Origin of the sequence: Marininema halotolerans (assembly GCF_900116235.1) — a bacterium.
Lineage (GTDB): Bacteria > Bacillota > Bacilli > Thermoactinomycetales > DSM-45169 > Marininema > Marininema halotolerans.
This window is the reverse complement of the sequence record NZ_FPAA01000001.1, coordinates 263,748-276,475: the sequence shown is the minus strand read 5'-3', so window position 1 is coordinate 276,475 and position 12,728 is coordinate 263,748. Positions and strand designations below refer to the sequence as shown.

Here is a 12,728-nt window from a genome sequence, read left to right as displayed (position 1 = left end):
AAAAAGGAGGGCGCCATTTAAATGGGGCCCTCCTTTTTTTTCGTGTGAATGAGTATTTGTCAGGACTGGGGGAGGGGTCTTGTTATGAATAACGAGGGCGGTACTCTTGTTTCCCCTTGTCTACATGAGCCATGCCACTCGTTTGTTCGGCGATTTGATCCAGGAGGGGTTGCTCCTCTCCCACAGGTATCCAGAGGGGAAACGATACGGTATCCGTAAATCGAGTGGATTCCATCTCGTAACCGCTTTGGCGTAATTCGTGCTCCACTTTTCCCATTACATGATAATCGACGGTAATGGTGAGATAACGATGGAGTATCCATTCAAGGGTTGGATTTTGATCCAATCCAGTAGCAGCGGAGGCGCTATAGGCACGAATTAATCCACCAGCACCTAGTTTAATTCCGCCAAAGTAACGAGTTACCACAATGACCGTGTCCGTCAGTTCACGGTTTCGAATGACTTCTAAAATGGGACGCCCAGCCGTGCCTGCTGGTTCGCCGTCATCCGAGGAACGTTGAAGATTCCCGTTCTCGCGAACAACATAGGCATAACAATTATGATTCGCTTCTCGATGCATTTTTGAGATCTCTTGTACAAAGGATTGTGCTTCGACTTCCGTGTCGACACGATTAATATAGGCAATAAAACGAGATTTTTGTATGTGGAGTTCGCTCTCACTATAGCCTGAAACGGTGAGATATGAATGAGATTTCGGCAATTTCATCCGCCTTTCTATGTCGGAAAATCCTTAATTGTTCTCGATGGATGAAAAAGGAACACTGGATATAGGAAGCTTTGTCGAAAGGGTAGCCGCATGATGAGAGCTTGATCTATTCTTGGAATCACCAACGGGCGAACTTGTCCCGGTGAAAGGATGAGTATCCATGGTCTTCATCGGTATATCTCCTATTTATCAAGAATGTGTAGATTTGAATGCCTTATCATTACGGTATGTCCCCCAACAAGAGCCGGTTGTATCGATTCAAGTGAACGTCTCGAAATTAAAACGGTATCGGGTGGGTTTGGCACCTCCACCGCATGAAAAGGATGGAAATCCTGAAGCCCCTTCCGAAACATCCCTTGCATATCAGCTAGACCTTTGGAGAGGGCCACCGTATAAAAAAAAGGGTCCAGACGATGCTGGCTCCCTATCAGTGAGAAAAGTAACACATCCCCCGATGTGAACTCATGGGAAGTTTGGAGGTGTACATCGAGTAAAGGTTTATGGTTTCATTCTTTAAATAAAGAGCTGAAGGGAAAGTGTACCCCAACCCCATGCCACTTTTATTCTTCAGACTTCGTGTGAAAGGGTTGGACCGGTTCCTTTTTCAACCCCAGTTGTGTTCGGAAAAGATCACTTACACGTTGACGCTCGGAATCTTTAACGAAGAAATACCACAGCTTTAATCGACGGTTTTCCCCCTGTAACCGTTCAGATTGAATCTGTTCTTTCGGAATCTTTCTGTAGATCGATTGTAGACGGAGTGCATCCTTTGGTGAGATGCTCATTGATAAGTTGTTGCCGACACTATCGAGTAGATCTCCGACCTTTGTAATGGAATTTAGGCTGACCGCAGAATCAAGTAATTGGGTGATCACTTCCTGCTGACGAAGGTTTCTACCTGCATCCCCTTGTGTATCGCCCTTTCTCATGCGAACATAGGCAAGGGCTTCGCTTCCATTCAAGTGTTTCGGGCCCGGCTTGAAGGAGGCAATTTTACCGCCGATCATTGCTTGTTTAAAAGGGAACTTGACGTTGACGTCTACTCCCCCTAAGGCGTCCACAACGTCTGTAAACCCTTTGAAGTTTACTTTAATGTAATAATCGATAGGCACATTGAGAACGTGCTCGACGGTTTCAGCGGTGTTTTTGATTGAACCAGGACCATTTGGGTTTACTTTCTTTCTCCCGAAATAAGCAGCGGAGTTAATTTTGTGATATTCTCCTCCCGTATTTGCGATCGGAACGTAAGTATCGCGAGGAATGCTCACAATCCGTACAGTGTGTTTACTCGGGTTAATAGCAGCGAGAAGGATGACATCAGGGCGCCAATTGGAAGTGGCATCACGAGAGTCTGCCCCCAAAAGAAGAATAGAAAATGGCTCATTCAGGGTGACTGCTTTCTCGCGCTTGTCCGTTTGATAGGGGTGATAGGTCTGGGTCATCGTTCCCCATACTTGATAGAGAAAAACCCCTACTAAGGTAAAGAGAAAAAGGAAGCTAAGTAATGTGATCTGTATCCAGCGCTTCCTCCGGTGCCTTTGTTTTTGGCGATCTGACCGACTACGGTTTACTCGGCTTTGCTCCATGCGGTTGTTAGCCATTGAAATCCCCACTTTACGTCTATTCAGAGATTCCCCCCACGTATCCAGTATCTTTCTTCATGATACTATCCCCGTTAGGGGTGCTCAAGAGAGAAAGATCATTGTTAAGAAAAAAGTAGAAAGGCCCACTCCCCCAGGGCCTTTTTTTAATTGGATATTACGGAAATACCAAGGTCATCTCTACTTCTTAGCATGGACTGTTCTCTGCAGATCATGTAATTTCGTGATAAGCTAACCCTATCCAATATGGAATGAGATGCGGAGTTGGATATGATGAAGAAGCAAGTAGGAATGGGGATACTTTTGTTAGTGCTGTTAGTATCCGTCTGGTTGTTTATCAATCACCGGGATGGTGTGTCAAAAAGAGATCAAGAGAATGATAAAGAAGCGGTACACCATGAATGGGTAATTAAATGGAAAAAAGGAAATCCGGATCCTGCGTTTTTAGATACGGTAGAGGTATTGCATACGACGGAGGAAGGCGTTGGAGGAGAGCGTATGCTTGTGCGTCTTCGACCGGGTATTAATGAAGATGATTGGGAAAAGCGGTGGTCCACCGATGAGGAAGTTGAGTATCTTCATCCAAATCTCAAATATAAAGTGGAACAGCTTGAGGATAGTACGGTAGGCGGGGTCGCTTCTCATTTGTATTTTTTAGATCAAATTAATGCAAAGGAGGCCTGGAAGTCCGTGCATCTTCCACAGCGGGAAAAACCTGTCACCGTCGCTGTGGTCGATACGGGCATTGATTTAAAACATTCTTTTTTGCAACCATGGCTAACGACAGGGAGTAATTTAAAGGAGCCTGCTAACGAGCCGCAGGATAAGTATGGACATGGAACACATGTGGCTGGCGTGATTGCAGAGGTTTTGCGTGGATTTCAAAAGAAAAAGAATGTCACCATCCCGATTCAAATCATGCCGATTAAGGTCATGGAAGGGAAAGATGATGGTGATGTTTACTATACTGCAGAGGGAATTCGGGAAGCGGTACGGAAAAAGGCGGATGTCATCCTTTTATCCCAGGGAAGTTGGACCTACAGTGAGGCTATGGCTGATGCGGTCACCATGGCTGAAAAAAAAGGGGTTATCGTAGTGGGGGCAGCTGGTAATGCAAGGATTGACCCACAAGGAGTGATTCAATATAACCGCCCACTCTATTATCCAGCTGCCTTTCCGACCGTATTGGGAGTAGCATCTTTGAATGCCGCAGGGAAGGTGGTTCCTACATCCAATGGAGGCGCTGGCGTCGATGTGGCAGCACCCGGTGATGAAATCTGGACGACTACCTTAAAAGGAAAGTTTGGCAAGGACTCAGGAACGTCCTTTGCTGCACCACAAGTGGCTGCAGTTGCAGCGCTTATTCGTTGTGAACACCCGGATATGACTCCAGCGGAGGTACGGAATCTCATTCGGCAGACGGCTAAACCGCTTGGAGAAGAGCGTTGGGATCTATTAAGTGGTTATGGGCGTCTCGATGTTAAGAAGGCACTTACTACGACATTAAAGCTCGATATTCATGAACCCAATGATACGAAATCAAAGGCCACCCCTTCTCTCCCTAATCAAAGGTTTGAGGGGGCGATTCAAGGGAGAACGGATCGGGATTGTTTACGTGAACATATCGAGGATGGCGGGACATTGACCTTTTCTACCCAAGCAGAACATCGAAACGATCTTGACTTATCTGTCCAATTGGAAGAAGGGGAACGAGCGACTTATCATGGGAGCGAGCTTCAAGAGGTGCGGTTAAGTATCCCACCAGGCGATGTCACTGCATGTTTCTCCACAAAAACGGAGAAAACAATTCCCTATCGTATCGATAGCCGCTTTCAACCGGGACCGGATATGTATGAGAACAATGATTACTCTTGGAATGCTGCGAATATCGACCTACCCCGCGGTTTTAGTTATGTAGAAGCCACGCTTCATAAGAAGGGTGACGATGATTGGTATCGTGTAAAGGTATCTAAGCCGGGGAAATTAAAGGTGCAGGTGGGTGTGATGACTCCGCGAAACGATCCTGTCCTTACCCTTTATGGTAAGGGAAAGAAGAAAGGGCAGTGGGATAAAAAAGGAGATGGGGAAAGCGAAGAAGCGACGCTCCAAGTTTCTCCTGGGATCTGGTATATACGCGTCTCGGATTATGGGATGAATATCGTGCCTACCCCCTATCATCTATTTATTCATTATGATGTAAAATCTTGAACGAGAGTCACTTTGCGAAAAAGGGTGATCGATTCCTCTTCAATTGCTCGAGTTTACCCTTTGCAAAGGGCAATGCTAATGCCCATACGATGGGGGTTATTATTCATAGGAAGCTTCCGAATAAAGGACTTATTACATCCTGGTATTGAATGCGAGCGATGACAGGGGTGGTAATTTCTGTTTTTTTATGGAAGATTTAAGAGAATCCGTTAGCCGTTACAGTCTCCCTTTCTATCCATAGACTAAGGTAGAAGAGAAAACAAGGGAGAGACGGCCACGAATGAAGACACGTGAACAAAAGAGAATCGAAGGGCGATTATCACAGAACCTTCGAGGAAGGAAGATGATTACACACCTTCCTTCTCGTGGGCTAATCATCGTACGGCCAGGGAATTATGTATTTGCAAAGGATCTGGTCTTTGATCCCCCAGTGGAAGGAAAAAACAATGTCGATACAATCAACGCGATTACGATTGCAAGTTCAAATGTTCAGATCAATTTAAACGGGTTTACGTTATCTCAGAAAGTGACTCCTCATCATGCTTTTCATTTACCTTTACAGAAGAGGTTTGTGGTGGGGATCCGCGTGTTGGACGGCGTGCGCAATACAGTGATTCGTAATGGGACGATCAGGGGATTTGCTTCCGTCGGTGTTAGCGCGATTAAACAAGACCGGAGGAACCCAGCGGCGATTAATGACCTTACCCTAGAAAGCTTGGATCTTCTGCGTAATGGAAGGACTAGCAATGTCAATCTTCCAGGGTTTTCTTCTGTTGCTGGGGGTTATGCAGTAGGAGGCGGCTATTTTCAACCGACCCCACAGGATGAGGAAGTCCTTGTTCAAAATAAAAACATACGCATATTCAACGTGAATGCCTCTGAAAATGGCCCCGACTATCCACAGCCCTTTACTCCGAACCAGTTCATAGACGCAGGAACCACCACCTTTTGTGAAAATGTCACGATAGGCAACTCCCAATTTAATCGCAATACGAGCACTGATTTTGCAGTGAATGGACTTTTTGCCTCGGATTGCACCAATGTCCTTATAAAGAACTGTGTCGGAAACGGGAATCGAGGGGTCATTGAAAGTATTGGTATTCTTGCAGCATTCATCAATAAAGTAACCGTTGAAGATTGTGTTGCAAATCGGAATATCATTGGTGGTTCGAGCAATGTGCAAAGCGGTTTTTCTGACTCTGCAAGCGCCGTAGGGTTCGCATTTGAACAGGATACTTCACTAACCGTACGGCGATGCACTGCCAAGTTTCAAGTGGCAAGCTTTAGTGCCCAACGATGTACTGGCTCACAATGTTTTGTCCCTTTTCTCATCACACGTGCCCATGGCTTTCGGTTTTTTCGTACGAAGCAAGCGTTATTTGAGAACTGTATAGCAAATGGCAATATCCTAACTGCCGGAGGTAGAACCCCTTCTTCTGCTGGAGAAGCAGCAGGGTATATGTTCAATGGAAGTCGAATTACCATGCGTGATTGTGTGGCGATGAATAACCGCGTCATCCTTACTTCTCAACCTGGTTTTACACATGGTGGTTTTGGTTTCTTCCTCGGATTGTTTGTCACCGACAGTGGGACCTTTGGACAGGTTCGAAATCCGATCTTCCCTTTGCTTTTTAATGTGCTATATGGACGTAACATTGCACGGGGAAATGGGTGGCGTTTGACTAATTGCAAGAGAATAACGCCAGGTACCCCTGCCTCTTCTGGTATCTATCTACAAAGTAATAAAGGGGCAGTGGTCAACGGTGCTACCTCATCAAGAAATTTAGGAAATGGATTGCGATTAGATACCGGTTTTGTCATCGTTAAACGGAATAGCCCCCCTGTTGAAATACCGACAACACAATCATTCATTTTAAACAACCGGTTCATTGATAATAAATGCAAAGGCATTAAAAATACCTCCCATGGAAGGAATGTGTTTTTTAACAATGTCGTAAAGAATAATGGAGTATAAATATTTTTTTAATGAGGTAGATTTTACGTCGATTGCACAGGAGGGTTCGATTTAGAGAACAGGCTCTTTGCTCACATAGGTGTGATAACGGCGTACATCCCTCTTGTATAAGCAAGGGGGGATTTTTGTGGGCATATGTCAAGTTATCAATGGGGTGAGGATATTCATAGAAACCGACAGTTTGACAAAGATGGGGGAACTGGGAAGAATAGTCTCCCTACTTGCCATGTTGATAGGGATCATGTATTCTAAAAATGGATTTCAAATGATAACGGACCCTTTATTTAGAGGGCTCAATGTCCGCTAATACCATGTTATACTGGGGAGTCTTTTTTTCTTTGGAATGATTGAGTTGAAGGGAGAGCTGCTCTGATGGATCACACCCGTCGCAGTCTATTTACTTCGGAATCGGTGACGGCGGGTCACCCGGATAAAATCTGTGATCAGATTTCCGATTCCGTCTTGGATGAAATTCTTTCTCGTGACCCCAATGCTCGTGTCGCTTGTGAAACGTCGGTAACCACCGGCCTTGTTTTGGTGGCTGGAGAAATTTCGACGAATTGTTATGTAGATATTCCACGGATTGTACGTGATACCATCCGTGATATTGGTTATACACGGGCAAAATACGGTTTTGATGCTGCAACATGTGCCGTTCTTACTTCGATTGATGAGCAATCTGCGGATATTGCCGCGGGTGTTGATGTGGCGTTGGAGAAACGGGAAGGTTCGATGAGTGAAGAAGAAATCGAAGCCATTGGTGCTGGGGATCAGGGGCTAATGTTTGGGTTTGCTGTCAATGAAACCCCTGAGCTTATGCCTTTGCCGATCTCATTGTCTCACCAATTGGCTCGTCGCCTTCATGAGGTACGGGTAGATGGCACCTTGGAATATTTACGTCCAGATGGAAAAACCCAAGTTTCTGTAGAATATGAAGGCAATAAACCCGTGCGCATTGATGCGGTGGTAGTTTCTACGCAGCATGCGGAAGAGATTACCCTTGGCCAGATTAAAGAAGATATTCAAAAACACGTGATCGAGCCTGTTGTACCACAATCCATGCTGGATGAGAACACTAAGTATTTTATCAACCCGACGGGCCGCTTCGTTATTGGGGGGCCGATGGGGGATGCGGGTCTCACCGGTCGCAAAATTATTGTGGATACCTATGGTGGATATGCACGCCATGGGGGCGGTGCTTTCTCTGGTAAAGATCCGACGAAAGTTGATCGCTCAGGTGCCTATGCGGCTCGTTATGTCGCAAAGAATATTGTTGCTGCGGGTCTGGCTGACAAATGTGAAGTGCAACTGGCCTATGCTATCGGGGTTGCCCGTCCAGTTTCTATTCGTGTGGAAACTTTTGGAACAGGTAAAGTAGACGAAGTAGAATTGGTCAACTTGGTTCGCAAGCATTTTGATTTGCGGCCGGCAGGAATTATTCGTCAATTGGATCTGCGCCGCCCAATCTACCGTCAGACAGCAGCTTACGGTCATTTTGGTCGTACGGATGTCGAACTCCCTTGGGAGAAAACCGATCTTGCGGAAGTTCTTCGCAAAGAATCCTCTCTTTAATTAAGAAGAACAGTTAAAACCGTAGCCCTGGGCTACGGTTTTTTATATGGGTGTTCTCGTGGATTGTACCCCTTGAACACCCATGTTCAGTGGTGCATATACTAGGGGCAAAAGGAGGGCATATCCCATGGCACTAATTCTGTGGACGGTTGTGGTTTACGGTGTGCTAAGGTGTCTTTTGGTCCTTTTTAGCGGAATATTCAGTTATAAACTATGTCCAGGTACCCATCGCCTTGTTTTAATGACGGAAAATAGCCAGGGTGCCATAGAAGGTGTAATTCGGGCCTACTTTCTTCGCCAACAGGCTCTTGGCTGTCGAGCGGAGGTCGTTTGTGTAGATACGGGGTCGTCGGATGATACTCAATCGATTTTAATGAGGTTGCAACACTATTATCCATCATTAGAGATTCGTATTCTTTCTGGAGGTGCGATGACGCATCCGTCTCTTTGGGGACAAGATGCATCGGTAATTGATTTACGCTGTCGAAACCAACGGGAGTGTTTTACGTATAACTAATCGAAGGGAATGGGGCGGAGAGAGGAGATCCAATATGGAGGTTATGGTGTATCAAGTGAAGGGATCATCTTGGATAACTCTTGACCGAACCATTGATCAGCTTTTTTGGGGAATGCAAGGGGTGGAAATCGTGGGGGGTGGGGTGCGGTTTCCATCCCTTGGACAAGCCTATGAGTGGATTGGAGAGCCATACTCTCGTAACGCTATTTCAGCAACTGCTTTGGAAATGGAAGATTGGAAAGGAAGAGCGCAACCAATCCAGCATCTCGAGTATCGAGCACAACGATTACAGAGATGGTTAGCTGGAAGGTCATTATTATGGCCAGAAGTACGGAGTTTCGTAGCCTATCAACAAGGAGCAAAGGTGAGGGAGGATAAATTACGATCCACCGTGCAGTGGCTTCATTTGACGGGACGTGCCGAACTTCTTCCTGGAGTCACTCAAACAAGGGCGCCGAAAAACCGTCAATGTTTGCGTTGCGGTGGCGGTCAGAGACGAATTCAACAGGTGGCGTGTGCACGTTGCAATGGTCCTTGTTTACTTTGTGAGTCCTGTGTGATGCTTGGCGGAAGCCGGTCATGTCTTCCCTTGATACGGATCCCTTTCACTTCCGAACAAAAAGGGGTGCAAAGGATACGACTCATTTCACCGCCGTTAACATCGGCACAACGAGATACGATGGAAGCTTGTCAACGTTGGTTCTCCAGCACAAGATCAGAATTACTTGTATGGGCGGTGACGGGTTCTGGGAAAACAGAAATGCTTTTACCTGTTCTTCAGCGCGTATTGGCTTCGGGTGGAACGGTTTTATGGACGGCGCCAAGACGAGATGTCATTAAAGAACTGTCACAGCGTCTTGGACAGGCTTTTCCTGGGGTTAAACAAGTGACTCTTCATGGGGAGAGCCAGGAGGTTTGGGAAATCGGGCAGTTATTTATTGCAACAGTGCCCCAATTGATTCGTTTCTATCAATTTTTTGATCTGGTGGTGGTTGATGAAGCCGATGCATGGCCCCTGTATGGGGATACCATATGGGAAGCGGCTGTGATACGAGCGACGGCGGCTGGCGGTAAGAGAGTAGCAGTAACAGCAACCCCAGCTACACCATGGAAGAAACAGGTGAAAGCGGGGGAACTGACGGCGGTGACCCTCCCCGTTCGTTATCACGGTTATCCTCTACCTGTTCCAAAGCTGATCAAGAAGCGATCATTGTGGGCACGCTTGCAACAAGGTAAGTCAATCCCTTCTCTTCTCTCTTTCCTTGATCAGGTGGTAGAAAAGAAGGGGCAAGCGCTATTATTTGTTCCGCGGGTGAAGGATGCAAAGACACTCCTTCGTTGGTTAAAGAATGCGCTTCCTTCTACCTTGTACCAAGGATGTAGCGTTGTCTCAGGAAGAGAAGAAGCCCGAGGGGAGAGAATTGCCGAATTTCGTCATGGGAAGCGTTGGTTACTGGTTACCACGACGATCTTGGAACGAGGCGTAACCGTTCCGCGATGTCATGTTGCTGTTTTGGGTGCGGATCATCCGATTTTTGACCAAGCATCCCTGATACAAATTGCCGGTCGAGTAGGGCGCTCCTCATCGTATCGCGCTGGCGAAGTACATTTCTTTACTACGCTTTATACGGATGTACAAAAGGATGCGTTACGTGAGATTGTCGCGTTAAATCAATTAGCAAAGCGTTGTGGGTATCTTGTAAAAGAGTATAAAGAGGAGGGAGAAATTCCGTGAGAAGCTGGTGGGAAACCCTGTTTCATACCCCGAAATGTCGCCTATGTGATTCTCCTCATTCCGCCCCCGCGTGGGCACCCATTTGGCGAAGGGTCTGTTCGCCGTGTATCGAGCGCTTGGCTCCTATTCAGGGAACAATTTGTCCCCGCTGCGGACGAGCACAGTTGGTCAGCGAGTTGTGTTGGGATTGCAAGAAATTAACTAATCCTCCCCTTACAGCTAATCGAAGTAGCCTCTCCTATCTTACATACTCACGAGCGTGTATTCATCGATTGAAGTACCAAGGTCAGGTAAGTTTAGCTCCACCCTTGGCTGAAATGATGGTCCATACCCTTTTAGAGGCACGATGGTGTGTGGATAGCATTACATTTGTTCCTCTCCATTCGACTCGTCTATTTGAGCGGGGGTTTAATCAAGCAGAGATGCTTGCACAGGAGATTGCAAAGCGTGTCTCGCTTCCCTTGGCTCATTGTCTGGAGCGGGTGATTGAGACCCCTGCCCAAAGTAGTCGGGGGAAGCGAGCACGCCAACAAACACTGGTGGGTGCGATTGTATTAAAAGAGGGATTGGAGCGTCATGTCCGATCAAAGCATTGGCTTTTGATTGACGATGTTTATACGACGGGTGCGACTTTACTAGAATGTGCGAGGACCTTGAAAAAGGCTGGAGCGAACAAGGTGTACTCATTGACCCTGGCGCGTTAATGGGGAAGTTCAATCCTGAAGATTGCTAGTTCAGATAGAGGGAGAGGCGAATGAAAAGGCAATAAAAAAGGTATAGGTGCGCGGTTATTAGGGAAGAAATGAAATTAGAGTTCTCCTAAACTACCATTTACGGAAAAGGAGTGTATGTCGTTGAATAAAGCGGAATTGATCGATCAGGTTGCAGAATCGATGGGAAAGACAAAGAAAGAGACAACGCTATTGGTGGAAGCCGTTTTGGATAGCATTTCTGAGGCATTACGCCAAGGAGAGAAAGTCTCGCTGATCGGATTTGGAAATTTTGAAGTAAGGGAACGGGCGGCTAGAACCGGACGTAACCCACAAACGGGAGAAGCCATTCAAATTGAAGCGAGCAAAGTCCCAGCATTTAAGCCTGGCAAACAATTAAAAGAAGCTGTCAATTAAGCCTTTATTACCGCCTACTCCATAGGCGGTTTTTTTGTTGTCAGAAGATGGGGGCGTTTTTTGGTTGACAAGAAACCACCTGTAAACGAAAATTAAAAAAATGGACTGCTATCCAAACATTCAATCAAAGAACAGGTTTAGGAGGATATTGGTAAGAGGGTAAACGGATGATCATTGTTGTACGATTCAATGATCATGATGAGGAAAAGAAAGCCTAATTAGTGAGGTTGAACACAGAATGTTTCGAATCACTCTACCTGTCAAGGAGGCGTTACCCATGAAAAAACGTCGGTTACTATGGCTTCCCTTACTACTCATGGTCACACTGATCTCTGGTTGTGGGCAGTCCAATGATGGTGGATCAAAGGATGTATTGGAAATCGGAACGGATGCAGCCTACCCCCCCTTTGAAAAACAAAAGGGTAACGGGGAAATCACAGGCTTTGATGTGGACATTATAAAAGCCATTGCAAAGGCTGAAGGGTTAAAAGTTCATGTTCAGCACACGGGTTGGGATCCGTTATTTGAAGCAGTGAAGCGTGGCAAAGTGGACGCAGGTATTTCAGCCATGACGATCAATCCTGAGCGGCAAAAGAAATTCGATTTTTCAAAACCTTACTTTGATGCTAAACAAACCATTCTCTTGCCCAAATCATCCAAGATAAAACGGTTGAAAGAGCTTAAAGGAAAAAAAATTGGTGTCCAATCGGGTACGACAGGTGAAGCCGTCGTTCAAAAAACCTTTGGGAAAACCTATCAGGGGCTGAAGGGGTATGAGGATACTCCAGGGGCTATTGATGATTTATATAATGGACGTGTTGATGCAGTCGTAGCCGATGATGGAGTGGTTAAGGATTACTTGAAGAATCGGATGAAGAATCAATTTCAAATGGTGGAGGATCCATCGTTTGAGCCCGAGTATTACGGAATCATTGTTAAAAAAGGCAATAAGGAATTGCTAGATAAAATTAATGCAGGCTTAAAGAAAATCCAGAGTAATGGTACCTATGATGAAATTTACACCCAATATTTCGGAGAGAAGAAGTGATTCTCCAATAATACAGGGAGTGCGATGCACTCCCTGTATTATTCCCTCTTTATTGAAGTGGGTGAGAGTAGGACAAGCTATTCTAGAAATCGGAGGGGAATGACACCGGTTTACTATCCAACCACACGGTTTGCAAAATCTGCATTTGCATTGAAGGGCTTCCTTCGGAGTGTGGATACTGTGGATAACTCTGTGCATAAGTTTACATTTGGAGAAAG

Annotated in this window: 11 protein-coding genes; 9 read left to right on the top strand and 2 right to left on the bottom strand. The window is 45.9% G+C overall.

Going from position 1 to position 12,728, the window contains the following annotated elements; genetic code table 11:
* Window positions 1–82: 82 nt before the first annotated feature.
* Window positions 83–727, bottom strand: a complete 645-nt coding sequence (locus CHX35_RS01375) for a YigZ family protein (RefSeq protein ID WP_091832697.1) — start codon at window positions 725–727, stop codon at window positions 83–85.
* 160 nt (window positions 728–887) lie between these two features.
* Here CHX35_RS01375 and CHX35_RS01370 point away from each other — a divergent pair, with 160 nt between their 5' ends.
* Window positions 888–1,187, top strand: coding sequence for a hypothetical protein (locus CHX35_RS01370; protein ID WP_091832694.1), 300 nt, complete (start codon window positions 888–890; stop codon window positions 1,185–1,187).
* A 100-nt stretch (window positions 1,188–1,287) separates the two neighbouring features.
* Here CHX35_RS01370 and CHX35_RS01365 read toward each other — a convergent pair whose 3' ends face one another.
* Complete coding sequence (locus CHX35_RS01365) at window positions 1,288–2,328, bottom strand: LCP family protein (protein ID WP_091832691.1); 1,041 nt, start codon at window positions 2,326–2,328, stop codon at window positions 1,288–1,290.
* A 273-nt stretch (window positions 2,329–2,601) separates the two neighbouring features.
* On the opposite strand from CHX35_RS01365, the gene CHX35_RS01360 reads away from it, so the two are divergent.
* From CHX35_RS01360 to CHX35_RS01320, 8 genes are all read left to right on the top strand, one after another.
* Window positions 2,602–4,536, top strand: coding sequence for a S8 family peptidase (locus CHX35_RS01360; RefSeq protein WP_176391822.1), 1,935 nt, complete (start codon window positions 2,602–2,604; stop codon window positions 4,534–4,536).
* Between the two features lie 280 nt (window positions 4,537–4,816).
* A complete protein-coding gene (locus CHX35_RS01355; RefSeq protein ID WP_091832684.1) occupies window positions 4,817–6,511 on the top strand; it encodes a right-handed parallel beta-helix repeat-containing protein in 1,695 nt (564 codons plus the stop codon).
* A gap of 372 nt (window positions 6,512–6,883) precedes the next feature.
* Window positions 6,884–8,083 carry a methionine adenosyltransferase gene (metK, locus tag CHX35_RS01345; RefSeq protein WP_091832678.1) on the top strand — a complete coding sequence of 400 codons (1,200 nt, stop codon included), beginning with the start codon at window positions 6,884–6,886 and terminating at the stop codon, window positions 8,081–8,083.
* Window positions 8,084–8,210: 127 nt separating this feature from the next.
* On the top strand, window positions 8,211–8,600 hold the full coding sequence (locus CHX35_RS01340) for a glycosyltransferase family protein (protein ID WP_091832675.1): 390 nt from the start codon (window positions 8,211–8,213) through the stop codon (window positions 8,598–8,600).
* Window positions 8,601–8,634: 34 nt separating this feature from the next.
* Window positions 8,635–10,335, top strand: a complete 1,701-nt coding sequence (locus tag CHX35_RS01335; protein ID WP_091832672.1) for a helicase-related protein — start codon at window positions 8,635–8,637, stop codon at window positions 10,333–10,335.
* A complete protein-coding gene (locus CHX35_RS01330) occupies window positions 10,332–11,039 on the top strand; it encodes a ComFC family protein (RefSeq protein WP_091832669.1) in 708 nt (235 codons plus the stop codon). Before CHX35_RS01335 ends, CHX35_RS01330 begins: the two co-directional genes overlap by 4 nt.
* 150 nt (window positions 11,040–11,189) lie before the next feature.
* Window positions 11,190–11,462 (top strand): HU family DNA-binding protein, encoded by a 273-nt coding sequence (locus tag CHX35_RS01325; RefSeq protein WP_176391821.1) that lies wholly within the window; start codon window positions 11,190–11,192, stop codon window positions 11,460–11,462.
* Window positions 11,463–11,739: 277 nt separating this feature from the next.
* A complete protein-coding gene (locus CHX35_RS01320; protein WP_091832663.1) occupies window positions 11,740–12,510 on the top strand; it encodes a basic amino acid ABC transporter substrate-binding protein in 771 nt (256 codons plus the stop codon).
* The last annotated feature ends 218 nt before the right edge of the window (window positions 12,511–12,728 follow it).